This window comes from Wenjunlia tyrosinilytica (genome assembly GCF_014646055.1).
GTDB lineage: Bacteria > Actinomycetota > Actinomycetes > Streptomycetales > Streptomycetaceae > Wenjunlia > Wenjunlia tyrosinilytica.
Genome location: NZ_BMMS01000054.1, coordinates 1 through 22,718, shown reverse-complemented (window position 1 = coordinate 22,718; position 22,718 = coordinate 1). Strand labels below are relative to the sequence as shown.

Below are 22,718 nucleotides of genomic sequence, written 5' to 3'. Positions count from 1 at the left end.
CACCTCCCCCAACGGCACGGGAGCCGCGTGCGTTGCGGGCGCCGATTCCGTCACCCGATCAGTGACCGCGCTGAAAAAGCTCACTGTTCCCTGGAGATCTCCTCTTGAGACTTCGCACCAGCGTTCCAGTAGCGCTCTGAGGGTCGCCCTGTTCGCCCTGGCCGTCCCCCTGTTCTACTGCTTCATGGGTGGCGCAGCACCGGCCAGGGGTTTCGGCTACGCACCGACGACCGTTTCTCAATCCCTGCAGATGTCCTATGCACTGGCATATGCCGTGGCCTCGGGATTGGCGGCGTGGGAGAGCGGTCTGCTGAGGAAAGTCGGCGTGTGGGACCTGGCACCGGCTCGATCCCGGTACCGCGTAGCTGCAGATGTCCTGAAGCCGCTGGTGGGTCTGTCGTGGCTGATGCTGATAGTCCCGGTGACAGCCGCTCTGGTGAACTGACGGCGGCCTTCGTAAGCTCCCCGCTGGCGGCCACTTACAGCGAAATCTATGGCCATTGGCTTCCCCGAGTACGGCCAGATATCGCCCCGCGTGCAAGATCCAGATCTCGTTCGGCGAGGGTCGAGCGGGTGAAGAACAGCAGGGAGATCATGGAGATCCTGGAGGCGTACGACCTCACGGGGAGTTACCGTGCTGCGGCCGAGCTGGCCGGGTGCGACCATCACACGGTGGCCCGGTACGTGAAGATGCGGGCCGCGGGCCGGAATCCGGAACAGCGCCGTCACCGTTCCCGCGCGATCGACGACTATTTGCCGAAGATCGAGGAGCTGGTGGTCCGTTCGCAGGGCCGGATCCGCGCGGACGTGGTCCACAAGAGGATCGTCGCGATGGGCTTCACCGGCGGGGAACGCACCACCCGCCGCACTGTCGCCGAGGCAAAGGCCCAGTTCAGGGCCGGTCGGCGGCGAGTTTACCGGCCCTGGGTGACCGAGCCGGGGCTGTGGTTGCAATATGACTTCGGCGACGGGCCGGTCATCGGCGGGCGCAGGACGACGCTGTTCTGCGCCTGGCTGGCCTGGTCCCGGTTCCGGATCGTCGGTGGCGATCCACTCGCATGCCGGGACCGCGCCCTCGTACTGCCGCTCGACGTCCGGGAACCGGGAGGCGGGCGAGCAAAAATCCTCCTCCAGCGTCGACGAAGGGTCCTTCTCCGCCACCTGCTGCGGACGTCCGACAGTCACACGCCCAGCCGGACCGCGTGCTCTGACAGCAGCACACCAGTCGACGCCGAGTACGGCACCACCCGCTCCAGCTGGTTCTTCGTCGTCTCCGCCCGTATCCGCAGCGTCCGATGGGCCGGATCAACATCATCGGTCCGCAGCGAGCAGAGTTCCTCGCGCCGCAGAGCCGCGTCGTAGGCCAGGGCGAGCATCACCCGGTTGCGTACCGACTTGCGCCGGGCCACCTCCAGGATCCGCAGCCACCGCTCTTCGCCAGGAATCCACGGCAGCTTCGTCAACCGCGGCACCATGCCGCGCTGATGGCCGCTGCCTCGTCGACCCGGGGTATAGCGACCGCTTGCGTACCCCCTCTTCCATGAGGAAGTCGTAGAACAGGCGCACCGGCACCAGCCGCTGCTGGATCGTCGCGTTCGACAGCCCCGCCCCCCGAGTCGATCGAGATCACGTTCGAGCCCCGGCGATGCGGCCGCGAGGTCAACTCCTCTATGTAAACCGCGACATGGCACGATTCGCGGTAACCGGGTCGACGCCCTCGCGCTCGCACATCACCAGGTACTCGGCCAGCCCTCGGCCGTACGCGTCGATCGTGCGCGGGGCGCGTCCGAGGTCCGTCCAGATCGTCAGCCAGGCCGCCGCCTGCTCGTGCCGGCCGCACACCGGCCACTTCTCCGTGAGCACCATCGTGCCGCTCAAAGCATCTCCCAAGTCCGTGGTTGCACAGGGGAGACATGATCACCCCCGGCAGATTCCACGCAACTTTTCAGAAGATCATGCGCCAGATGCACGGCCGAGCAGGGTTCGACCTCCTCCGCCACCGCATCCTCCTGCCCTGACAGATACCCAGCGTCACCACCGATTACGGGCCAGAGCCGTTGGCTGGACAGACCCTCCGTGAGCGAATGACGCTGGTTCAGCGGCGGTGTTGTTCACCCAGACGTAGTTGTCGTCGGTGATGGCTGGCAGTGCCGCGTCGGTGTGCGGGGCGGTGGTTGTGAGGGCTGGCGCGAGCGTCGGCTGCGTGTCTGCCCAGGCGGCTCGACTGGGCCCAGTCGGACTCAGGCGGCGTTCCTGCCCTTTTCCCTTGACCGCGCGTACTTCGTCAGCGCGGCGATGGTTCGACGGTGAGGCCTTCCTCGCCGATCAACGCCCCGTTCCTGGTGACGGTGACCGTGTAGCCGTGAATTTCGTAGTGATATGGCGTGTTCTCGGCGGTGAAGCCGTCCGATGTCTCCTGGGCAGGCATGGCGATACCGGTTTCAGGGCGGCCGGTGAACTCGCCGTAGTAGTAGAGGATGTCGTCTGGTGTACGGCACAGAGTGATCTGTTTGTCCTCTGTGCGGTAGGCCTTCACCAGGACCGCGCCCTCTCCGTAGGGCAGCTCGACCTCGATGCGCGAAGGACAGGGTTGCAGGTCGGCCGAGGCGCTGGGAGTCGCCGAATCATCAGGACTCGCTGATGACTCGAACATCTTCCCGCAACCTTCCAGCGACAACGGTGCGAAGATCAGCAAGACTAGGCTGATAAGGAACGCCTTGAGGCAGCTGTCACCGGACCCCGTGACGGGCAGTGGGGTCGGTGTGAACGTGGGATGACTTGGAGGCGGGGCGGGCGGCGGAGGACGAGGGGTGGCCGGAGGCGAGTACCCGCCGGTGGCGCCTGGATAGAAGAGTCCCTCGGTAGGCGCGGCCGAAGTCGCACGGCGCGGTGCGCCACCGGGCGAGGGCGTGCTTGTGGGACGAGGCTTCGAATGTGTCTTCGGAGCTGAGCGGGGACCCGGGGGCGGGTGTGGACGTGGGGGGGTTCCTGTCTTCTTCGGTCCGCCACCGGTTGTTGAAGTGCGCGGCGCTGACTTCCGCGGTGATGACGGAGAGCCGGGTTTTGGAGAGGTCTTGGCGGGCTTGGGACGGGCAGCCTCCTTCCGGGATGCGTCGCAGACCATGCACGCCGGGGCGCCTGGCTTGTTGTTGGTCCCGCACTCCGGACAGGTCCACGAAGTCCCGGTCGGCGCCGCAGGCCGCTTTCGAGGCGTGGGTGCGGACGAGTCGCAGATCATGCAGGCGCGCCTACTGACCGCGTTGTACGTACCGCAAGCGGTGCATTTCCAAGTCGGGCCCGCCATTGCGTTCCTTCTCCTCCTCGGAGGGGGTCACTGGCTGGATTCGGGTACCAAACGTCGTCGCACCGCCTCAAACAATTCCTGTGTATCCCGGCCCGGACCGAAGTTGACCCAATCGGCGTGCTGCTGGGGCACGTGGGCCAGCTCCGGAGGGGGGGCGCAGACTTCGTCGTCCTGCTCCCTAAGGCTCAGCTCACGCCGCAGGGTCTCCGCGAACTCGCGGGCTGCCAGGGCATTGCCGCCACTAGCGTGCAGTCGTACCGCGATCTGCCCCTGGGGTGGCTGGCCCTCCGCCGCCTGTGGGGCGAACCGCAGGACGATCTGGACGTCGGGACCGCCCTCGATGTCGCTGACGTCTGCCTTCTGGCACCATGCGACCGGGAGGTCCAGCAGACCGCGGTGCGCCCAATTGATCTCAAGGCGGTCGTACCGGCGGGAGAGAACGGCCTCCGTGCATGCGATGCCGTTGCTGTACTGGTCGCTCATCCCGAACTCACAGGCTGTTGGCGATGGTGTCGATGATCTGGTCCATCTCGAACTCCTGGAGCCCGTCACCGGCCTTGGACGGGAAGTGGAGGACCATGTCCCAGTCTTCCTGTATCCCGGTCCACGGCTCCTGGTCGGGGGCGAAGAGCACCAGACGCTTGGCGGACTGTTCCATCAAAGCTTCTTGACTTCTGGGGTAGCCCCACTGCTCGAGCAGGTCGTCACTGCTGGGCGGGATGGACGCCGGGTACGACTGGAGGGAGGAGTGCGGCCCTCCCAGTGGGTGGGCCGGGGCGTCGGTGAACATGACGATCACATGCCGCCGCCGGTCGAGGCCCTTCTCCCACGGTGACGACACGGCCAGGGACAGCGCTTCGAGACCCGACTCCGGCACGTCTCCTCCGCCGGTTGCGTCGATGCCGTGGAGGAACGTGCGGAACGTCTCAGTCTGTTCGGGCAGCCGCAGGAAGTCTGTCGACTCGATCGCGTCGTCCTCCTGGTGACCGAAGTCACGGAACGCGATGGTCTTGATGCGCAGCTGGCTGATCGACTTGCCCTTCTCCTGCATCACTGCTTCCAGACGCGGCTGGAAGGTCATGGCGCTGGACTTCACCGAACCCAGGACGGGCTTCATACTGCCAGTCGCGTCGATGCATAGCACGATGTCCACGGCGTACTGGAGATTGCCCCGGTACTGGTCGGCGGCTGAGCTCATTGATCTTCTCCCTCTTCACTTGCGGCGGTCGCCCAGGTTGATGCGAACTCTTGACTTCCTGGAGGCGTCAGACGCCTTGGAACTGCCCCCGGGTGCGGTGGGCTCGGCGCCGGTGGCGGCTGATGGTGTCTCCGGGCGTGGCGAGCTGGGCTCCCGCCGGGGCCGGGGAGTGCCCTTGATGTTGGTACGCAGGCGACCGGGCGACGGGAAATCCCTGTCCTCCTTGAGGGGATTCGACGAGGCTTCCGTGGCTGACGCCGCGGACGTGGCGGGTGGCCGCTGTACCAGGTCGCACACTTTTGAGTCCTTGAGTGTGGAGATCACCGTCGCGATGCGCGGACGGGATGCCGGGGCGCGGGAGGTCATCGCCAGTACGAGATTGCGCATGCGATCGGTGAGGCGCGGATCAAGCTCCAGCTTCTCCTTCGCGCTGACCGCGTCAGCGGGGGAGTCAAAGCGCTCGCTGTGCTGCGGCAGCGCACCTGTTAAGTAGTAGTGCGTCATGAGGCCGAGAGCGAAGATGTCCACTGCGGTCGTCAGTTGCTCGGCCTTCACTGACCCGTCGTCCTGCACATAGCGTCGCCATTCGGGCGCGCCGTACAGCGAGTCGCCGGCGATCTCCTCGCGGTCCGGTGGTTTCCCGGTCAGGTAGGAGTCGTCGAAGTCGATCAGTTTCGCGATGTGGAACGCGTTTCCGGTTCGCTTCTGCACCAGGACGTTGGCCGGCTTGAGGTCTCCATGTACGACGTCGATCTCGTGCAGAAGCTGGAGACTCACCGCGAGCGTCTTGAGGAGAATGCACTTCTGTCGGGATTCGAGGAGCTGCGGCTTCTCCAGGGTCGATGTGTCAATGCGTGCCGTGACCTTGTAGTAAGTGCTGCCGTGGGCGAAGAAGTCTGTCGCGAGTACCAGATGTCCACCACCGGGCATGTCCGGCTTCAGTAGCTTCATGATCCCGCGATGGCGCTGCTCGAACTCGCGGCAAGCCTCGAGGCGGACCTGCTTGCTGCGCTCGCTGCCTCCCGCGTCCGGCTTGGGTCGCTTCGGGGACAGGAACTGCTTGATGAAGTACGGCTTGCCGCTCTTTTCCGCGAAGGCCCACATGCACTTTCCGCCGCCCGCGTTCGTGGGCGAGTTGACGATCCGGTAGCCGTTGACGACCTCGTTGTGCTTCATGCGTCCTGCTCCTCGACGGGAAGGCCGGGCATCCACGCCTCGTAGTCGATCCGGTAACACGACCATCCGGCCTCGCGCCAGTGGCGGATGGCCTCCAGGTCGCCGGGGTCGGGCATGGTGCGTGCCCAGTCGTCGAGTTGCCGGTACCGGGGCGCGAACTGCTCGCGCATCTGCTCGAAGCCGCCGTAGCCGATGGCGGCGAGTGCCAGCGAGGCGTCATCTCCCGTGTAGGACTCCACGGCTGTGGCCAGACGCTGCGACCAGTCCTGCAGACTTGCCGCGCGGTGCAGCGTGGACAACAGCACATGCTCGAAGTCGCCCGGGGTCTGCACATATCCGAAGAACCCGTCCGTCGCGCAGAGCAGCACGCAGGGTTGGGCGAGAGGTACCTGATGGCTGTCCACGAAGAAGGCCTGATCCGCACAGAGGATGTTTGTCATCTGCGGGTCCTGGATGAGCTGGGTGAGGGCGTTCGTGTCCACGGTGTGGTCGCGGGTGAGCGCCCGCAGCCCCCCGTCGACTGTGAGGGCGTACGCCCTGGAGTCGCCGGCCCACAGAGCCTCGCAGACAGTCTGGCCTTTGACGGTGCCGTAGTGCAAGGCGGCCATCGTGGTCGGCAGTTGCTTGCGCATCTTGCCCATGACCTTGCTGCGCGCCGGTGTGGTCATCCGGCTGAGCAACCATCGGAGATGGTCCTCCAGGGAATCGGCGTCGACCGCCGTACCGCCGACGATGTGATGCGCAAACCAGGACTCGACGCCGAGCCGAGCGACCCGGGACCCCACCCACGCGCCCGTGCGGATCTGATTCTGACCGTCATGCCATGCTGTCCCGGAGCCAGCTCCGCCAGCACCGTCGAAGACGGCGAGAAGGCCTGAGCCAGTGGGCCGGTGGTGCACTATCAGCGGTTCCGCGTCCTCCCCCTGGCGTGGCTTGCGCTCCGTCCAGACGCTCAGAGCCACGAGGCCCGGCTCGATTTGCAAGGAGGCAGCCCGGGGCACAGGCCCTTGACCTTGGAGGTGCTGTTGAACCCGGAGGGTCACCACCCTTCACCACCTGGGGATGTGCGTCCCGGCCGGGCGCCGCGTACGCGGCTAACCTTTGGTGTTGTCTCGGGCGGAGGCGGCGGGGCCGGTGCAGGCTCTGGCTCGGGGGCCGTTGCGCGGAGCCGCGGGTCGTATCGGCGAGGCGGCGGCTCACCGGTTCCGCCGAGCGGCTCATCGTCTGGCGGGCCGCTCGGCTCGGCGGGTACAACCCTGCCCAACGCGGTCCGGGGGTGTGGCGCGGCCTCCCTTGTGGTTCCCGTGGTACACCGTGCGGGATCGGCAGTCTTCCCCGCCGGATGGTCCGGGTCGGCCGAGGCGAGCGAGCCACGGAACCGGCTGCCTCTGGTGCCGCCGAACGGAGCCGTGGAACCACCGAGGACACGGCTCATCACATCGCGTTCGGCTTCCGCGATCTCGAACGGCTCCCGGTCGGCGTCGCCGCGCTCGAGCACCATGTGGAACGTCTTGAGGAGCTCCGCACGCTCGGCGGCCTCAGCCTTCTCGATCCACGTCAGTGCCGCCTGCGGGCCTTCCCTCTCCACGATTTCGGCGAGCAACCCCTCCACCCCGTGCTCGTGCATCATGTCCAGGTGCCGTTGACGCCGCATACCGGCGAGCCTGGTCTCGCGTACGACATCTCGGTACTTCCGTCCGCTGGTTGCCGCCTCGTCGGCGTCGACGAGCAGTTCGACGTGGATGTTGCGGAGCTGGATCGCGGTGTCGCCCGGGAAGTCCCGCACCGCGTCGTTGAGAGCGGCTTCGGCCTCGTGGAACTCAGCGATGTCGTAGTGCCGCGAGACGCCGCGCATCATGCGCCGCATGTGCCCGAAGAGGGCGCCGCTCATATCGTGGATGCCACGGGCCACGATCTCGCCGGGATCGATGACCTGGCAGGTCAGACCCACGGTGCTTTGGAAGGCGAAGGTGGCGTCCCGGCTCAGCAGCGGAATGCTGAGGACGAGCCGGCGGTCGCCCGTGTCCACGGTGAATACCTTCCGGTACGTGCCGAATCGTGCGGACGGGATCTCGTCCCCCGGCTCGACGGTGACCGCGGGCCCGCGGTAGGGCACGAGGACCAGGGCGTGGCCGGGTGCCGGTGACCGCAGTGGGCTGAGTAGTCGGACGGGGGAGAGGTCCTGGCTGTCGACGATCGGGTCATAGGTCAGCTGATGCATGGCTTCCTCCAGAGAGCTGACACTTCAGTCGAAGTCGCAGGCCGTGCGGACCTCATGTCGCCCGTTTCACGACGCTCAGCAACTCGGCGGCGTTGCGGGACGGGCGGTTGCGATCGGCGGCCCAGTGCCCCAGGTGGTATTCGATCCGCTGCCGGTGCTTGCCCGGTCGGCAGGCGATGTCGACGAGGATGGACTGGATCGCAGCAAGGGTTGCCCGGTCCGTTCCGGCGTGGGTGTCGACCCACTCCCGCATCGCTTCCAGGGCATGGGTCTGCACGGGTTTCCGAGCCAGCGCGCGTGCCCAGAGCTCCGCCAATTCCGAGTGCAGTTGCGTTGCCTGACGCAGGAGCCGTGGCATCTCTCGGCTGTGTCCGGCGGCAAGGGGAGACGGGTCCTCGCCCGCGTACGGCTGCCGGGCAACGAAGAGGAATACGGAGAGCGTCTTGGACACCATCGGCGAGAGGTCCTGCGGAGCGGACCAGTCGAGCAGTGCCTCGAGTACTTCCCGGGCACATCCTTGATTGATGAGATGGACGGTGCTCCAGGCCACCGGGGTGAGATTCCCCCAGTCATCACGCCAGTCCAGGGCCGCCCGGAGCACGGTGGTGGCCCGTTCAGGATCTTGCTTGCCGAGGACCCCCCCGACCGCTGTGGCCGCGGTCTTGACTAGCCGCCGTTCGAAGGGAGAGCTGCCATCGGAGACCCACTCGTTGAGCAGCGCCCAGACGGGCTCGGTGAGTTCCGGCCGTCCCGCAATGACTGCGAGCGCGGTGGCGGCGGCCTGCCGCAGCGGCCACGACTGGCTTCCCGCCCACGACTGCAGATATCGGTGCAGTGCATGACGGTGATCCCCCCGGGCGGTGATGCCCGCGGCCACGGCGGCCCTGGCCCGGACCTCGACATCCTGCTGGGTGAGCAGCTTGCGCAGCCATGTCAGGACGACGGCCCGGTGTCCGTCCAGATACGTCCAGGCGTAGGTGAGTACGGCCTGGCGCACCAGCGGGCTGCGGAATCGGACCTGGGGCGGCGTCGCGCGGTGCACGTCGGCGACGCCATCGGGCAGGACGATCTGGATCCACGGCTGCTCGTGGGCCAGCCGGTCCCGGAACCTGATGTCAGGAGCCGGTCCGGCCGTGGGCTCTACGGCAGCATGGAGCTGCAGCGCTGCGTCGGAGACCGTTAGATAGCTCGACTCCTCCAGTACGGCGGCGGCTAACGCGAAACACACCGCGGCCGGTTCGTCGTGCCGGGTGAACCACTTGTGCACCTGGATACTGGGATCCCGCAGTGCCGCGACTTCACGGGCCAGATCACCGCCCCCCCGGATCACCGACGCCAGTCGAACCGCTGTACCGGGTGCGGGTTGCTCGCGCAGTGCGCTGAGGGCGCCAGATTCCGTGAGCAGCCGGTGCAGCTTGGCTATATCGCCGGGCTCGGACGTGTGCCCAAGTACACGACGCTCAAGGAGGGCGACGGGATCTACCTCGCCCAACTCCCGTACCACGTAATCGGATCGTTCCGCCGCCCTGGCGAGTGCACCCTGCGGGGGTCCGGTCACAATCACCATGAAACTGCTGGCCGACTTGAGCCTAGCGGCCGTGGACGTCAGCCAGTCGATGTCGATCGCGCGGACGCATTGCCCTGTCCGTGCCCCCGTCTCGTCCAGAATCAGCATGTACCCGGAGCCTTGTCGGGTGGGTAGCCAGTCGGCAGCGATGACGGCCGCCGGATCGGTGACCCGGTGGCAGAACCCGCTCTGCTCGCCGCCGGTGAACGCCAAGGCCTCGGCGACCAGGTTGACGGCGGCGGCCTCCCGGCCAGTTCCCGCTGCCGAGGCGATGACCAGCAGATGGCGGTCACGGAGGATGCTCAGTGCATCGTCGTATCCGACCGGTTGTATGTAGTCGTCGATGTGTTCGGCCTGCTCGTCGTCTTCGATGCGCACCAGTCCGCCCCTGTCCCCCGTGGACGGGCCACTGCTGGTACGCCCCCCGGAGTTGAATCCACCGCCGAACGACACAGAGTCGTTGAACAGCGCCAGGGTGCCGATGCTCAGTCCTGACGCGTCCTTCTGCAGGCGCTCGGTGATCATCTCGGCGATGGCGGCAACCCGTGCGGCCTCCTCGCGCTCAGATTTGTCATCCCCGCCGGACGCGAGTTGCCGCAGGGCGTCCGATTCGCTGAGAGGGCCCTCGACGTCGGGCGATAAGCCCGAGATCAAACCTGTGCCGTCGGGTCCGCTGTCCTCAGGGCCGGGTGCCCCCAACTCGGCGGCGGGACGTTCAGTCATGGTCGTTCGGTCTTTCCGGCTGTTCGGGGCTGGTGTGGTGGGTTGCCGATCGCAGCTGCGAGCGTCAGTTGAAGTTCAGGTCCCCTTGGACCTCGACCTTGCCGTGGTTGACCTGGACCGTCTTGATGACTGCCGCGTTGACGTTGCCCCGGCCGCCCGTGCTCTGGGCGGCGACGGCGGCGTCGACCATGCGCCTGAGGTCCCGTTGGAACGCCGGGTCGCGCAACATGTACGCATGCACCATCTGCTGGAGGCCAGCAACTGCGGTCTCGTCTGCCGGGTGCTGCTGGGCTTCCTCAAGGGCACGCTCGGCCTCGCTGTCGCCACCGAACCGCCTCCTGATCCGCTCGACCAGGCTGGATGCGCCCGCCCACGACGCGCGGCCAGCCTCACCGCCTGCGGATTCCAGCGCCCCCTTGGCCGCGATGGCTGCGGCGGCGATAGCGGTCGCGGTGATTGGGTCCACTGCAGGGCTCCCCCGTTGATATGTCCATGCACATGGAGTGCCTGAAGCACTGCTGTGCGTGCGGCAACCCAGGGTAAGAAGCGGCCCCGGCCGCCACAGCGAATTGCGTCAGCTTGGCCGAAAAGAGCCCATTCGGGACCCAGACTCCAAGATTTGGGCGTCGACTGTGAAGGCGGACTCAAGGTCGTCGCGGAAGACGGAGCAGTCGCGTGAGCTGGCCGTTCCGGCGTGGCTCTGTGTATTGGCATGGGTCGTCGAACTTATGGTCGACGACAAACTGAACTGCGAAAACTCGCCGTGGTCATCTGCGTCTACCTCGAGCGCAGCTGTTGCCCTCAAGGACACGATGGTGTGGGCCGACCAGTCCTCTGGGTCTCTCCGGGCGGTCGTTCGGCCACGCCCCCGCAGCTTCCGTGCCCACCTGCATCAGTCCATGGGCGACATCGGTGAACGGGGCGGCCGATGCACGAGCGCCGAGCTGAGCATGGGGCGTCGTTCTCGAAGCAGCCCGCTGACCCGCGGCCAGGGCGATCACTCGATTCCCCCAAGGCAGCCGAGCCGGATGCGTCCCGATGAGGCAGGGCCCGATGGCGGGCTCCTACCGCCGGGGCCAGCTCAGACGCACCAGCTCTTCAGAGGACGTTCCAGTTGAAGATAGGATAGTTCATGGGTTGTGCCAAGTTATAGGCGTTTCGCCCGTTGCTCGTTTCGCGAGGTTAGAGATCATCGCGAGGCGGATCATGCTCTCGGAGTGGGCGGGTTTGGTCTCGTAGTCCCGGGCGAGGCGGCGGTGCATCATGATCCAACCGGTTGGGTCGGCCGCGCGGCGAGGTGCTCACCATGAGGGCGAGTCCTGTTCCTGCCGCGCTCACATCAACGGCCGGTCCGCCCGGTCAGTGGTCCTTGGGGGACGCGTCTCCGGGTGGTCACACGTGTGGTGGTGCGGTCACCCGGAGCGTCGCACCTTGCCTCAGTCGTTTCCGTTTCCGGCGAGAGGCTTCCAGCCTGCCGGGGCCTGATCCCGATCCGTCCCGAGCCCATCGAAGGAACCGAGAGAGGAGCGGTGGGCCCCCGAGGCGGTTTCGTACCGGTATGCCACCAGTGCCGTTCCCTCCGGCACAGGTGCGGCGGCGAATCGCAGCCCGAATGGCTCGATCACGGGAGACAGCGGCACGGGTTGGTCGACCCCGTCGTCCAGCTCAGCCGTGATCGACGTGACGTCGGGCAGGGCGCAGCCCACGACGAAGGCAGGGAGTCCTTCTGACTGCCCGAGCGTCATGATCGCGTTCCTGTCCGCACGGTCGGGACCGCGGCGGAAGCCGGTCGAGGCACGGATGCCTCCCCGGTTGTACGAGACCATCACTCCCACAGAGTTCCGGGGGCGTCTGCCCGCCGTCACGCGCCACGTCAGCCCGTCCTCGGGGCGCTCTCCTGCCAGAACCTCGACGTCGTTCACGGGACGTCACTCACGGGTTCACCTACCGCTCGGTGCGAGGGTCAGTCGTGGATCTCCGCACAAGGGGAACCGGGCATCCTCTGCGAGTAGTTGCACACCTCGGTGCCGCCCCTGTACCAACCGGTCGGGCCGGCGTTGTCGAAGTAGACACCCGGGCCGCTGCCGTCCGGGCATATGATCCGCCCGTTCCGGTCGGCGTAGCCGCCTTTGAAGAAGTCGAACGTGGCCTGGCTGCAGCCGACGTTCCCCACTGCCTGCGTGGACCACTTGTCGATGTGCAGCTTCTTGCCCGTGATGTCGAGGCACACCACGTCATCGCACTTGTGGGTGCTGTAGGGGCCCGCGTCGCTCGACGACCTCTTCTTCAGGGAGATGCCGGGAACCACACCCGGGTGCTTCTCGATGTACTCGAGGGAGACCCAGTCGGCCTTACCGCCGTCAAGCTGCACGTATCCCTTCTGGTTCTGCGCAATTGGTGCCGTGGTTGTTGCATGGGCCGTAGCAGTGCACAGTGAGAGGACGGCCGCCATGGCCGTGACCCCCACGAAGGCGTGACGCGCAGAGCGCATGTCACTTCCACCCTTCTGCGGACCTTTGAGGTTGTCCACGAGAGCTCCCCTTCGGGAGTCCGTGGTCCCGCTCGTCTTCCGGTGCCCGGAAGACCTGATGTGCATGCTCGGTGTGTCCCCCGTCATGCAAAGGAACTCCAAGATCCCCGACAGAGTCAAGCTGAGGGCGCATGGCGTGTCCGGTTACTGAGCTTCGGGGCGGTGGCGGCGCTGCCACCTCTGTGTGATGTCTTGAAACTGCTCTTCCAGAAGCTCGCAGCCCAGCGGGGTCATCACCTTCTCGTGGAGGCAGAAGACCTGCTCGAGCCATTCGTCCCTGGCCCAGACCAAGCGGCCGTCCGGGGTGCCGGAGATGCACTTGACCTGTACCTTGACCACCGGGGTGGTCCGCTCGGCTCCTGGGAGCAGCGGTTCCCACTCGGGAACCAGCGTGTTGAAGAGCTCCTCGAGCTGCCGGGCGCCGAAGTCGCTCTTGAGCTGCTTGGAGCAGACGGTGACCTTGACGTGGTCCGCGCCCTGCTCGATCCTCACCTCCGGCTCGGGCATCTCCTGGCGTTCCACAAGGATGTTCATCCGGCCTCTCCCATCCCCAGTTCGAGCTGGCTCCACAGCCGGTGATCCAAGCACACAATTCGCCGGATGATGTGGAGAGGGCGGCCGGTAGTGGTCAGGTCGAGTCCGATCCCGGAGGAATTTGGGCTACGTCTGGTTTGTCAGGGCCGGTGTCCATGCTGTCGAAGAGCTCGATGCCTTCCCGGTGCTGCTGTCGGCGTGCTTCGGTCGTGGCGTCCGGCGGTGCGACCACAACGGCGATGAACAGCCCCCCGCTCGGGAGGCGTCTTGTCTGGGCGCCCAGGACGTGACCGTTCTCGATCTCATCCGCGACACCCCACGGCAACTGGTGCCGCATGCCCAGGTCGTCGATGGCCGCAGCCTGTTCGGGTCCGGGCCGGGGCGGCGTCTGGGGTTCGAGGGGTTCACCGCCCGCGATGACCGACTCGACGGACCCCGCCGGCCATCCGACCAGTTCCGCGTAGTCGCGCATGGTGCGCGTTACGCGCTGCCTCTCGGCGCCGTTCTCCACATCAGAGACCACGGCGACGCTGACCCGGATTTGCTTGGCGACTGTGGACTGGCTCCAGTCGAGCCTTTTGCGGGCCTGCTTGAGTGCCTGCCCGAGCCGTTGAAGGTCGCGTTGCTCCATGGCCACCAATCATGCCGTGAGGATGGTCCCCAGCCATGACGTCACATCTGAAGGCGACGGTCAAGGAGGGTGTGTCGTTGATGCCCCCGACACGGCCAATATTCAGTTGTGTACTTGAATCACCGAGGATCGTACGTCTATGTTTCAGATCTGATCCTCCGAGGGGGCGGCATCCACGCACGGCAAGTACCTGCTCGGGCCCCGACGCTGCCGGAGTTGGCGGCCAACGGCGGCATGCAGCGCGGAAAGGGTTCTTCGTGCGTCGCGACGGTTCACGGGCCAGTTCAGCTGCATCCACCGACGGCCGCCGAGGTCATGGCACGCCCGCACGGCATGCGGGCGTGCCATGACAGGCGTCCCCGGGAGAACGCCCCTCGTGGCCGAGATCGGTGAACCGACACCCCAGCGGGCCTCGAACGGCCCGGCCCGCGAGGCGAGAGCAGTCTTCAGTCTTCCGGCCCTGCCTGAAGGAGCAGCACGTGCAGCCTGCGCCCCGGACCCGATGCGACGTGTGCTTCGGCCCGCAGCGGGCCGTGCCGACCCGCGCGCTGCGAGGCGCCCCCGAAGCGGGGCGTCCTTCGGCGCCGGCCGTCAGGCAAGCGGAGGTTCGCCCGGCTGAGCGGGCCCAGATGGAACCGGCCGGCTGCTGATGGTTCAGGACGGTTCGCGACCCCTGACATGACCTCTTCCGCTCGGCCCAGCCCCCGCACCGGGGGGCTGCGGGCCTCCTCCGTGCTGCCCTGACCACTTCCCAGGACTGTCCTGTGCCTCTCCAGACCGCCGTCCCAGCGCAAGCCGACCCACCGGCTGCGGCCGCTTGCGGCCTGCGGCTGCCCGATGCCCGGCAGTGGGTCTCCACCACCCCGGCACGGATCGCCCCGGATCCGTACTCGTGGCTGCAGGCTGTGCACTGGGCCCACGATCACGGCCCCTATGCGGATCACCGCTCCCACGGGCCCAAACGGCTGAACCGGACCACGCTGCGCGTCGCACAGGTGCTTGCGCGCTTCAAGGAGCATTGCCGCCCGGGAGTGGACAACATCGCACTGTGGCTGACGCTGTCCGAGCGCACGGTCCAGTACCACCTGCGCCTGCTGCGTGAGAGCGGCCTGCTCGCCTATGTCTCCAAGGGGACCCGTGTCAGGGGCGTGGGCGGCCGGGCCTCGGAGTTCACCCGTACCATCCCCCCGATGTTCGACGAGGCGCTCGGACTGCGCACCGGAACCTCCGAGAGGTACATCCGTTCAGTGCGAGGCATCGACGCAGCCCGTCGCGCGCAGATGGCGCGACTGGGAAGGAAGGCCCGCGCCAGGCTGGGCCAGCAGCGCACGAAGGGCACCAGGCGCACTGTGCCGGCGGCGGCTTCCGTATCGGTGTCTTGCACCCCAACAGGGGTGGGTTCCTTTGCTCTTCCCTCCACCGGTACCACTGGGCTTCCCCCTGAGAGCAAGCTCGTGGACGGCAGGTGCCCGTCATCCGCCCCGAGGAGGGCGTCGGCCAGGTCCTCTCGCCGTCGGCTCAACCCTGTCGGCCGCCGCCACCAGCTCGCATTCGAGCTCGTCCGGCAGCTCAACTGGCTCGGAGGCGCCTCGGTCCCCCGAATCGCATGGATCGTCCGCCACGTCGCCGACAGCGGCTGGACCGCGGCCGAGGTCATCGCCGTGGTGAGCCAGGAAGCCCCGGCTCGGTGCGTGCACCGGCCTTCGGGGTTCCTGGCCGCCCGGCTCAACGGCGCCCACCTGCTGTACGACACCCCGGCCAAGCGCCAGGCCATCGTGGCCTGGTGGCGCCAGTCCCAGCGGGCCGAGCAGGAGCGTCACGCCGACTGGGGCGGGCACTGGCAGCCCCCGAGCAGCCGCGCGGTCGCCCGGCAGGTCGCCGATTCCCTCGCTCATGTGCCCCCGGCACCAGGGGGTCGGGCCCGTGAGGCCTTCGCTGTGGGCGAGGACGGGCTGGCCGACCTCGAGCAGCTCACTCGCGACGAGATCACCGACCTGCGCACCGCCGCGCTGAAGGACCCCGCTCTGGTCCCGGACGGCCATCGCCGAGTGCGGCGAGAACTTCGCCCGCCGCCTGTTCACCAACCGTCTCGTCGACCAGATCCGGCGCCTGAGCGGTACCGGCCGCCTGGTCCTGCACCCCCCATGGGAGCAGTCATGGCCACACCCGAATCCTCCGGATGCGATCTCGTGCGCATGGCGCTGCCGGCCGTGAAGGAGGCACCCAAGGCGCCCGCCGCCGAGAGGACTGCGGCCACCCGCGAGCCCCAGCGCCGCGGACGCGCCGCCCGGCGTGACGGCCGTGGCCCCGGGGGCATCGGCGCCGCCGGTGGCCACCTGATGGCCGAGCGGGAACCGGCAGGCGCAGGTGGCCGACGGGTCGGTTCTGCGGAANGCCAAGTGACGTAACTTCGGGATTCTTGAAGCGTTCTCATCTCGTCCGACCGATCTGCGGTCCGGGTGAAGGTGAGGGGGCTCGGGTTGGCGGCACTGGCGGTCGTGCGGGACCTCCGCGATGTGCGGGCTCCGGACCGCCCTGTTCGCGGCGTCCGCCGCCCGGCTCGCCGTCGACGACGCGTCACTCGACGTCTGCGGCAGCGGTGCCGCGATCGTCATAGGCACGTCGTTCGGGGAGATGCCAGCCTTCGTGGACATGGCCGAAGCATGGCACCGCGGGGGGTGGGGCCGGCCGGAGCCACGGATCGCCGCGCAGGCACCGGCGTCCCAACTCGGCGTGGCCGCGGCACACGAACTCGGCGCCGCTGGCGAGGTGATCACCCTGGGTACCGCCTGCGCGGCCGGGAACTACGCGCTCGGCTACGGCTTCGACCTGATCACCCTGGGAGAGGCGGACGTCGCCGTGGCGGGCGGCGCCGACTCCGTCAACCGCTTCACCCACGCGGGCTTCCACCGGATCGGCGCCCTCGCGGCGGATGTGTGCCGACCCTTCGACATGCACCGCGACGGCATACTCCCCGGCGAGGGCGGCGTGGCCCTGGTACTTGAAGCGCTGGAGCACGCTCAGTCGCGCGGCGCGCGGATCTACGCCGAGATGTTGGGGTACGGCATGACGTGCGACGCCAAACACCCCGTGGCGCCGGACGTCGACAGCATCGCTCGCTGCTTCGCACTCGCCCACCGCAGGGCCGGAGTCTCACCGCAGGAGATCGACTACGTCTGCGCGCACGGCACGGGGACGAAGACGAACGACCTGGTCGAGGCTCGTGCGATGCACGCCGTGTTCGGCGAGAAACCGCCGCCGGTCAACTCGATCAAGTCCATGCTTGGGCACACGATGGGGGCTGCCAGCGGTTTCGGGGCCGTCGCCTGTGCGCTCAGCGTCTCCCTCGGCTTCCTCCCCCCGACGATCAATCACCAGGTCACGGATCCGGAGTTCGCCGACCTTGACCTGGTGGTGAATCGGAGCAGGAACAGTGCTGTGCGCGTGGCGCAGAACAACGGATTTGCCTTCGGCGGCAACAACGCGGTCACCTTGTTCGGCAGTGTGCGATGACGGCGATCGTGATCACCGGTATGGCATCGGTCACCCCGGGTCATGCGGTGGCCTCGCAGGACGCTAGCTCCTACCGGGCGCACCGGGTCGAGGACTTCGACCCCGAAGTGCTGTTCGGACGGCGGGTGGCGCGGTTCAACCATCGCTCCGCGCTCCTGGTCATGGCCGCGTGCGAGGCCGCGATCAAGGATGCGGCGCTCGAGATGGGCGATGACAACCGGAGCGTGGTCGGTATCACCGTCGGTACGACGGTCGGCAGTGTGTCCGGCACGGTCGAGTTCGGCTCGGACAGTTTCGACCGGGCTCGCCCCTACCTCGTGGATGCCGCCAGCTTTCCAAACATCGTGCTGAACACCGCGGCGGGCGCGCTGGCCATCCGCTTGGGCGCCCAGGCGGCGAACGCGACCGTGGCGGGCGGCCCGACGGCCGGTGTTCTCGCCCTGCGCTACGGCGAGGTGGCCCTGCGCGCCGGGCATGCGGACACGATGCTCGTGGGCGCATCCGAGGAAGCCACCGCGCCGGCGGTGTGGTGGGCGCAGTCGGCCCGCGACACCGGGGACGCCGGGGAGGGCGCGGCGATCTTCGTCCTGGAGGACGAGGAGACGGCGCGAACGGCGGGGCGCGCGCCGCTTGCGCGGCTGGCGGCCGTGACCGTACGCATGGTGGACGCTGCCAACGCCGACGTACTCGCCGCCGCGTTGGCCGGGGTTCTGCGACGCTCGGCGGTCGCGTCGGACGCCGTCGATGTGGTCGCTGTGCGCAGGAGCGGCGTCGCGGCGGTGGACCGGGCCCAGCGCGCTGCGGTGGCGGCCGTGCTCGACGCGCCGCTGATGTGGAGCGAGGACGAGATCGGCGACTGCTACAGCGCCCACAGCGCGCTGCAACTCGTCCAGGTGATCGAGCACTTGGGGTGGCGACGGAACGCCGAGGGGCCCAGGGGGCGGGCGGGTGTCGTCATGGGCACGGACCCGGCTGGCGTCGTGGGCCTTGTTGTGGTGACGGCCCAGGACGCCTGAGCACGGCGCTGCGGCCGGCCCCACCCGGGGTTGTCGTCACTTCGTGGTGTCGTCTGCGGGCAGGGGTGGGGCATGGCGTACGGCGGCGCTGGCCGTGCCGGCGCTGGCGGTGCCCAGCATGATCGCGGTGAGCACGACCACTGCCCCTTTGGCCCCGATGGTGGAGAGCAGGTACCCGGCGCCGAGTGAGGCGAGAGGCATCACGCCTGCGGTGATGGTCCCGACCGCGCTCCCGACCCGTCCCAGCATCTCGTTGGGCACGAGGGCGGCCTGGTAGGTGAACATCACGGCGTTCCAGATCGGCCCGATGAACGCGGTGAGGCCTCCGACCACCCCCAGCAGCAGGGGGTCGGGGGCTATAGCGAACAGGGGCAGGAGCGCGGCCCAGACCCAGTTGGCGCCGATGATGACAGTGGTGGGTGGGAAGAGGCTGTGCAGCCGACCAGCGGCCAGCGCTCCGAGCAGCCCGCCGCCGCCGTAGATGCCGAACATCAGGCCTATCTCGCTGGACGACGCGCCCATGTCCTGGGCGAGCACGATGAGGATCAGCGAGATGGCCTGGAAGACCAGGTTGCTGGAGGCGATCAGCAGGACGGCGGCGCGGATGAACGGTTTGCACCAGATCCAGCGCAGTCCCTCGGTGGCCTCCCGCCAGAACGGCCGCAGTGCCGTGGTCCGTTCGCCCTGCAGCTCGCGCCCTATGAAGAGCAAGCCCACGGCGGCCATCAGGGAGGAGACCGCGTCGGCCAGGAAGGGCAGGACGCGATGCACTCCGAAGAGCAGGCCGCCAAGAGGCGGGCCGGCGAGCGCGCTGCCCCGGTTCTTGGCCTCGTTCTGGCTGATCGCCGAGGGCAGGAGCGACATGGGCACGACGCGGGGGAGAGCGGCCTGCTCGGCCAGTCCGAAGAAGACGGCGCAGGTGCCCTGGACGAACGCGGCCACGGCGATGTGGGGCACGGTGAGGCTGCCGAGCCAGTAGGCGATCGGCAGGGACACGATGGCCAGACCCGCGAGGAGTTCGCTGACCACCATGATTGTCTTGCGGTTCCAGCGGTCCACGAGTGTGCCGGCCAGTAACTGCGTGATTAGGTATGGCAGGGTGGTGGCCGCCCCGACCATGCCGGCGTCGGCGGGGGAGTTGGTGAGGGCCAGCACGAGCAGCGGCAGCGTGGTGGTGCTGGAGCGGGCACCCAGCGTGGAGACGATCTGGCCGCCCCACATGACCAGGAAGTCCCGGTTCCGCCAGAGCGACGGCCGTTCGGTGGCTGCCGTCTCGGTCGAGGCGGTCATGACCGGTTCCTCTCGTCAGGGGTGGGGAACGCGTGGAAGAGCACGGTGATGTGCTGGCTGCCGGGTGTCGCCTGCTCCGGGTCCCGGGACCAGCGGTCGAGGAGCGCGATGTACTCCTCGGTGAAGTGGGTCAGTTCGTCGGCGGTGAGTAGGGTGCTGCCGAAGGACTGCAGGGCGGCCGCGCCGACGTCACCGAAGCTCTCCGGGTCGGCCAGGAACGCCGCCAGATCACGTTCCGAACGCTGCTGCCATTGACGGAGGACCTCTCCCGCTGCCGTTTCGGTGTCGGCGCTCGCGGAGTGGCGCGGAAGCCGAATGTCCTGGGGAGCGGCTCGCCAGAACTTGAGGCGGCCGGTCGAGCGGGCCTCGTCCTCCTCAATGAAGCCGAAGCGCGCCAGCTGACGCAGATGGTAGCTGGTCGCGCCGCGGTCAACACCGAACTCGACAGCCAGGTCGGCGGAGGTGGCCGGCCCGCGGCGTTGGAGCCGGGTCAGCATCCGCTGCCGCAGCGGGTGCGCCAGCGCCTTGAGCGACGCGATGTCGGACAGCTCTCGTTGGTGTGGCACGTGCGAGAAGATATCAATGCAAAGATTTATTCTCAATAGTTCGACCGTCGGCGGAGTCGGCCGTCCAGGCGCCGGCGCGAGCTGGATCGCGAGATCCCCCTCGACCTTGAGGACGGCGCCGGGGATGGACGTCGCGCGGTCGGATATCAGGTCGGCGACATCGTCGGGCCACCCCATGCGGCGCAGCGCGATCGACAGCAAGCGCCTGCAGGCCCTGTCGGTCATGGCCGCCGCCACGCCAGCGTCGGTGAATCGGGAACGACCGCTTTGACCTGCAACCCGACGCAGCCGACGTCCTTGGCCAGTGAACGGGACAGGCCGATGATTCTGCCCGTGGACGCGGAGCAGTTGGTCTGCCCGCGCGCCCACTCACGCCCCCGACCGACGAGACGATGACGGTGGTGCCGCGGCTGCGCGTCATCATGCCGGGACCACTACGCGGCAGACATGTGGGCGCCGTCGAGGTTGGCGGTGATGACCTGTCGCCGCTGGGCGTCCTCCATGAGCGCCAGCGGCCGGTCCCGGGTGATGCCCGGCGGAGGTGACCACCGCTTCTACCGACCGAAGGGCGTCCCTGGGCCTCGTCGACCCAGCGACGTGCGGCGTCCGCGTCGGCAGCGTCGGCCCTCGTGTCAATCACCCGCACGCCGAACTCGGCCCCGCGCCTCTCCAGTTCGTGGGCCGCTTCGGCGTTTTGCTGTTACTGACTTTCAAAGCGTGATGTCGTCATGGTGAGGCGAGCGACAGTCCAGTTCCGGTGAGACAGCCGTCGAGGACGTCGTGACGGTACTGGAGCTGACGTAGGCCCCGCCGGACGGCGGTGATCAGGTCTTGCGGGTCGGCGAAAGCGCGGTTGGCCGTGGTGGTACGCCGCAGCACCGACCAGATGCCCTCGACCGGGTTCAGGTCCGGCGTGTAGGGCGGGAGCCGGTAGACGGTGAGCCAGTCCCGTTCGGCGATGTAGCGGCGCATCCCGGCCGTCAGGTGAGTGTTCAAGTTGTCCCAGACCAGCACGATCGGGCCGCCGAGTTGCTGGTGCGCGGTCTGGATGAGGTCGCGGTAGTCCTTCCAGGAGAAGCTCTTGCGTCCGTCGGGCCGGGCGTCGGGGCAGGACCGGTAGATCAGCCGGGAGCGTTCGCCGGGCTTGTAGCAGGCCAGGGCGGCGACGGATAAGCGGCGGCGGGAGCGGCCCCGCACCCGGACTGCAGGGGTATGGCCGCGGCGGGACCAGGTGCGGGTGGTCGGCGGCGTCATCGAGAAGCCGGCCTCGTCCTCGAAGACGAGCCAGGCCCCGAGCGCCGCCACGGTCCTTCCACGCTCGGCCAGGTCTCCTTCACCACCGCCGCCTCATCCCGCTCCACCGCCCGGCGGGCCGGCACCTGGCAGCTCCAGCCGTGCCGCTTGAGCAGCGCAGCAACGCCCTGCACGGTGTAGCTCTTGTGGAACCGGCGCCCGATGAGCGTCTTGATCCGTGACAGAGTCCAGGTCTGGTCCGGCCAGCCGCGCGCCACCGGCCCTTTGGCCAACTCCTGCTCCAGCACGGCGAACAACTCGTCGCTGAGCAGCGGCAATGACGCAGGCCCCTTGGAGGTCAAGGCTCTCGGCCCGCCCTGCGACCAGGCCCTGTGCCAGCGCTGCACCGACCGAACGCTGACCCGCAGGTCGCGCGCGATGACCGCGTTCTCGTCGCCATGGACGAACCGCTCGCACGCCTCCATCCTCAACTTCTCGCGGAAAGCTCGCCGCTCGTCGGTCAGCCCGCCCCCTTGCGCATACCTCATGCAGTGGGCATACCGCAGGGATCATGGGCCGTCAGCCCCTCCGACACCACGCTTTGAAGCTCAGTAGTAATAGGGGACATCGAATCCGTCCCGGGCTGGGCCCGGACCGTGGTGCGGCCGATACCGTGGGCGCCGCCGCTGACCAGCGACATCCGGCTCCTGATGCTAGTGGTGTGACCGCGTTGGTTCGCCGGGTTGGTGGTCGTGGCGGTTGGATGTGTGGTGACGTCCGATCCGACCGCTGGAGGCGCGGTGGCTGAGCCTGTCCGTGTTCGCAGACTGACCGATCAGGAGGGGCAGAAGCTGCAGCAGATCGTGCGCCGGGGCAGCACCAGCTCGGTGCGCTACCGGCGGGCGATGATGCTGCTGGCCTCGGCCGGCGGGAACCGGGTGCCGGTGATCGCCCAGCTGGTGCAGGCCGACGAGGACACCGTCCGGGATGTGATCCACCGGTTCAACGAGATCGGCCTGGCCTGCCTGGACCCTCGGTGGGCGGGAGGCCGTCCCCGCCTGCTCAAGCCTGATGACGAGGACTTCGTCATTCAGACGGCCACCACCCGCCCCGCCAAGCTCGGCCAGCCCTTCTGTGCGACATCCCGTGAGTTCCCCTGAGCCCTGCTGAGTCCCCAGCCCCGTGGCCAGGGGGTTCCTCCTCCTTAGTGTGCTCT

At 67.9% G+C, this 22,718-nt stretch carries 20 protein-coding genes and 4 pseudogenes; 6 read left to right on the top strand and 18 right to left on the bottom strand.

All coding sequences use genetic code 11. The features are described 5' to 3' along the window. Nucleotides 1-445, top strand: a pseudogene (locus tag IEY86_RS33710) (hypothetical protein); the annotation flags it as partial. 128 nt (nt 446-573) lie between these two features. Continuing rightward, nucleotides 574-1,041, top strand: a pseudogene (locus IEY86_RS33705) (IS21 family transposase); the annotation flags it as partial. A gap of 140 nt (nt 1,042-1,181) precedes the next feature. Here the strand turns inward: IEY86_RS33705 and IEY86_RS37180 are convergent. The 7 genes from IEY86_RS37180 to IEY86_RS33670 all read right to left on the bottom strand — a co-directional run bounded on the left by IEY86_RS37180 (nt 1,182) and on the right by IEY86_RS33670 (nt 6,346). Further along, the gene (locus IEY86_RS37180; RefSeq protein ID WP_229699004.1) at nt 1,182-1,376 is read right to left on the bottom strand and encodes a site-specific integrase; all 195 of its coding nucleotides are present in this window, start codon (nt 1,374-1,376) and stop codon (nt 1,182-1,184) included. Nucleotides 1,377-1,668: 292 nt separating this feature from the next. Then, on the bottom strand, nt 1,669-1,878 hold the full coding sequence (locus IEY86_RS33695; protein ID WP_189135715.1) for a hypothetical protein: 210 nt from the start codon (nt 1,876-1,878) through the stop codon (nt 1,669-1,671). A 406-nt stretch (nt 1,879-2,284) separates the two neighbouring features. Continuing rightward, nucleotides 2,285-2,695, bottom strand: a complete 411-nt coding sequence (locus tag IEY86_RS37175) for a hypothetical protein (RefSeq protein ID WP_229699001.1) — start codon at nt 2,693-2,695, stop codon at nt 2,285-2,287. A gap of 636 nt (nt 2,696-3,331) precedes the next feature. Further along, a complete protein-coding gene (locus tag IEY86_RS33685) occupies nt 3,332-3,787 on the bottom strand; it encodes a hypothetical protein (RefSeq protein ID WP_189135713.1) in 456 nt (151 codons plus the stop codon). Nucleotides 3,788-3,794: 7 nt separating this feature from the next. Next, entirely contained in the window at nt 3,795-4,502 is a 708-nt protein-coding gene (locus IEY86_RS33680) for a vWA domain-containing protein (protein ID WP_189135712.1), read from the bottom strand. A 15-nt stretch (nt 4,503-4,517) separates the two neighbouring features. Beyond that, complete coding sequence (locus IEY86_RS33675) at nt 4,518-5,678, bottom strand: protein kinase domain-containing protein (protein WP_189135711.1); 1,161 nt, start codon at nt 5,676-5,678, stop codon at nt 4,518-4,520. Further along, nucleotides 5,675-6,346, bottom strand: coding sequence for a PP2C family protein-serine/threonine phosphatase (locus IEY86_RS33670; protein WP_506016891.1), 672 nt, complete (start codon nt 6,344-6,346; stop codon nt 5,675-5,677). The genes IEY86_RS33675 and IEY86_RS33670 overlap by 4 nt, the downstream gene beginning before the upstream one ends. Nucleotides 6,347-6,367: 21 nt before the next feature. Here IEY86_RS33670 and IEY86_RS38645 point away from each other — a divergent pair, with 21 nt between their 5' ends. Beyond that, nucleotides 6,368-6,556, top strand: a complete 189-nt coding sequence (locus tag IEY86_RS38645) for a hypothetical protein (protein WP_506016890.1) — start codon at nt 6,368-6,370, stop codon at nt 6,554-6,556. 161 nt (nt 6,557-6,717) lie between these two features. Here the strand turns inward: IEY86_RS38645 and IEY86_RS33665 are convergent, their stop codons facing one another. The 8 genes and pseudogenes from IEY86_RS33665 to IEY86_RS33630 form a co-directional block, all read right to left on the bottom strand. Beyond that, on the bottom strand, nt 6,718-7,899 hold the full coding sequence (locus IEY86_RS33665; RefSeq protein WP_189135710.1) for a hypothetical protein: 1,182 nt from the start codon (nt 7,897-7,899) through the stop codon (nt 6,718-6,720). 52 nt (nt 7,900-7,951) lie between these two features. Then, nucleotides 7,952-10,189, bottom strand: a complete 2,238-nt coding sequence (locus IEY86_RS33660) for a hypothetical protein (RefSeq protein ID WP_189135709.1) — start codon at nt 10,187-10,189, stop codon at nt 7,952-7,954. A 64-nt stretch (nt 10,190-10,253) separates the two neighbouring features. Beyond that, the gene (locus tag IEY86_RS33655) at nt 10,254-10,655 is read right to left on the bottom strand and encodes a Het-E N-terminal domain-containing protein (RefSeq protein WP_189135708.1); all 402 of its coding nucleotides are present in this window, start codon (nt 10,653-10,655) and stop codon (nt 10,254-10,256) included. Between the two features lie 664 nt (nt 10,656-11,319). After that, nucleotides 11,320-11,463: pseudogene (locus tag IEY86_RS33650) on the bottom strand (IS5 family transposase); the annotation flags it as partial. A gap of 162 nt (nt 11,464-11,625) precedes the next feature. Next, the gene (locus tag IEY86_RS33645; RefSeq protein ID WP_189135707.1) at nt 11,626-11,934 is read right to left on the bottom strand and encodes a hypothetical protein; all 309 of its coding nucleotides are present in this window, start codon (nt 11,932-11,934) and stop codon (nt 11,626-11,628) included. Between the two features lie 218 nt (nt 11,935-12,152). Then, on the bottom strand, nt 12,153-12,680 hold the full coding sequence (locus tag IEY86_RS33640) for a hypothetical protein (protein WP_189135706.1): 528 nt from the start codon (nt 12,678-12,680) through the stop codon (nt 12,153-12,155). A gap of 183 nt (nt 12,681-12,863) precedes the next feature. Continuing rightward, nucleotides 12,864-13,253: a hypothetical protein gene (locus IEY86_RS33635; protein ID WP_189135705.1), complete on the bottom strand. Its 390-nt coding sequence runs from the start codon at nt 13,251-13,253 to the stop codon at nt 12,864-12,866. Nucleotides 13,254-13,347: 94 nt separating this feature from the next. Beyond that, a complete protein-coding gene (locus tag IEY86_RS33630; protein WP_189135704.1) occupies nt 13,348-13,884 on the bottom strand; it encodes a helix-turn-helix domain-containing protein in 537 nt (178 codons plus the stop codon). Nucleotides 13,885-16,398: 2,514 nt separating this feature from the next. On the opposite strand from IEY86_RS33630, the gene IEY86_RS33620 reads away from it, so the two are divergent. Both IEY86_RS33620 and IEY86_RS33615 read left to right on the top strand, forming a co-directional pair. Beyond that, on the top strand, nt 16,399-17,397 hold the full coding sequence (locus tag IEY86_RS33620) for a beta-ketoacyl-[acyl-carrier-protein] synthase family protein (protein WP_189135702.1): 999 nt from the start codon (nt 16,399-16,401) through the stop codon (nt 17,395-17,397). Beyond that, on the top strand, nt 17,394-18,413 hold the full coding sequence (locus IEY86_RS33615) for a beta-ketoacyl synthase N-terminal-like domain-containing protein (RefSeq protein ID WP_189135701.1): 1,020 nt from the start codon (nt 17,394-17,396) through the stop codon (nt 18,411-18,413). Before IEY86_RS33620 ends, IEY86_RS33615 begins: the two co-directional genes overlap by 4 nt. Before the next feature lie 36 nt (nt 18,414-18,449). Here IEY86_RS33615 and IEY86_RS33610 read toward each other — a convergent pair whose 3' ends face one another. The 3 genes from IEY86_RS33610 to IEY86_RS38545 all read right to left on the bottom strand — a co-directional run bounded on the left by IEY86_RS33610 (nt 18,450) and on the right by IEY86_RS38545 (nt 22,050). Then, complete coding sequence (locus IEY86_RS33610) at nt 18,450-19,703, bottom strand: MFS transporter (protein WP_189135700.1); 1,254 nt, start codon at nt 19,701-19,703, stop codon at nt 18,450-18,452. Continuing rightward, nucleotides 19,700-20,506 (bottom strand): ArsR/SmtB family transcription factor, encoded by an 807-nt coding sequence (locus IEY86_RS33605; RefSeq protein ID WP_189135699.1) that lies wholly within the window; start codon nt 20,504-20,506, stop codon nt 19,700-19,702. The genes IEY86_RS33610 and IEY86_RS33605 overlap by 4 nt, the downstream gene beginning before the upstream one ends. Before the next feature lie 489 nt (nt 20,507-20,995). Further along, nucleotides 20,996-22,050 (bottom strand): IS630 family transposase gene (locus tag IEY86_RS38545; protein WP_444545856.1). Its coding sequence is split into 2 segments (ribosomal slippage): nt 20,996-21,616 and nt 21,619-22,050, totalling 1,053 coding nucleotides; the frame shifts between segments, so codons are not numbered across the junction. A gap of 252 nt (nt 22,051-22,302) precedes the next feature. Between IEY86_RS38545 and IEY86_RS33590 the strand changes: the two are divergent. After that, nucleotides 22,303-22,635 (top strand): annotated as a pseudogene (locus IEY86_RS33590) (helix-turn-helix domain-containing protein); the annotation flags it as partial. Nucleotides 22,636-22,718: the final 83 nt, after the last annotated feature.

Excerpts from the sequence above, each read along its gene's own strand:
- IEY86_RS33615 (WP_189135701.1), top strand. The coding sequence starts at position 17,394 with ATGACGGCGATCGTGATCACCGGTATGGCATCGGTCACCCCGGGTCAT.
- IEY86_RS33620 (WP_189135702.1), top strand. The coding sequence starts at position 16,399 with ATGTGCGGGCTCCGGACCGCCCTGTTCGCGGCGTCCGCCGCCCGGCTC.
- IEY86_RS33640 (WP_189135706.1), bottom strand. The coding sequence starts at position 12,680 with ATGCGCTCTGCGCGTCACGCCTTCGTGGGGGTCACGGCCATGGCGGCC.
- IEY86_RS33610 (WP_189135700.1), bottom strand. The coding sequence starts at position 19,703 with ATGACCGCCTCGACCGAGACGGCAGCCACCGAACGGCCGTCGCTCTGG.
- IEY86_RS37180 (WP_229699004.1), bottom strand. The coding sequence starts at position 1,376 with ATGCTCGCCCTGGCCTACGACGCGGCTCTGCGGCGCGAGGAACTCTGC.
- IEY86_RS33670 (WP_506016891.1), bottom strand. The coding sequence starts at position 6,346 with ATGACCACACCGGCGCGCAGCAAGGTCATGGGCAAGATGCGCAAGCAA.
- IEY86_RS33685 (WP_189135713.1), bottom strand. The coding sequence starts at position 3,787 with ATGAGCGACCAGTACAGCAACGGCATCGCATGCACGGAGGCCGTTCTC.
- IEY86_RS33665 (WP_189135710.1), bottom strand. The coding sequence starts at position 7,899 with ATGCATCAGCTGACCTATGACCCGATCGTCGACAGCCAGGACCTCTCC.
- IEY86_RS33635 (WP_189135705.1), bottom strand. The coding sequence starts at position 13,253 with ATGAACATCCTTGTGGAACGCCAGGAGATGCCCGAGCCGGAGGTGAGG.
- IEY86_RS33675 (WP_189135711.1), bottom strand. The coding sequence starts at position 5,678 with ATGAAGCACAACGAGGTCGTCAACGGCTACCGGATCGTCAACTCGCCC.
- IEY86_RS38645 (WP_506016890.1), top strand. The coding sequence starts at position 6,368 with ATGGTCCTCCAGGGAATCGGCGTCGACCGCCGTACCGCCGACGATGTG.
- IEY86_RS33680 (WP_189135712.1), bottom strand. The coding sequence starts at position 4,502 with ATGAGCTCAGCCGCCGACCAGTACCGGGGCAATCTCCAGTACGCCGTG.
- IEY86_RS33630 (WP_189135704.1), bottom strand. The coding sequence starts at position 13,884 with ATGGAGCAACGCGACCTTCAACGGCTCGGGCAGGCACTCAAGCAGGCC.
- IEY86_RS33660 (WP_189135709.1), bottom strand. The coding sequence starts at position 10,189 with ATGACTGAACGTCCCGCCGCCGAGTTGGGGGCACCCGGCCCTGAGGAC.
- IEY86_RS33645 (WP_189135707.1), bottom strand. The coding sequence starts at position 11,934 with ATGACGCTCGGGCAGTCAGAAGGACTCCCTGCCTTCGTCGTGGGCTGC.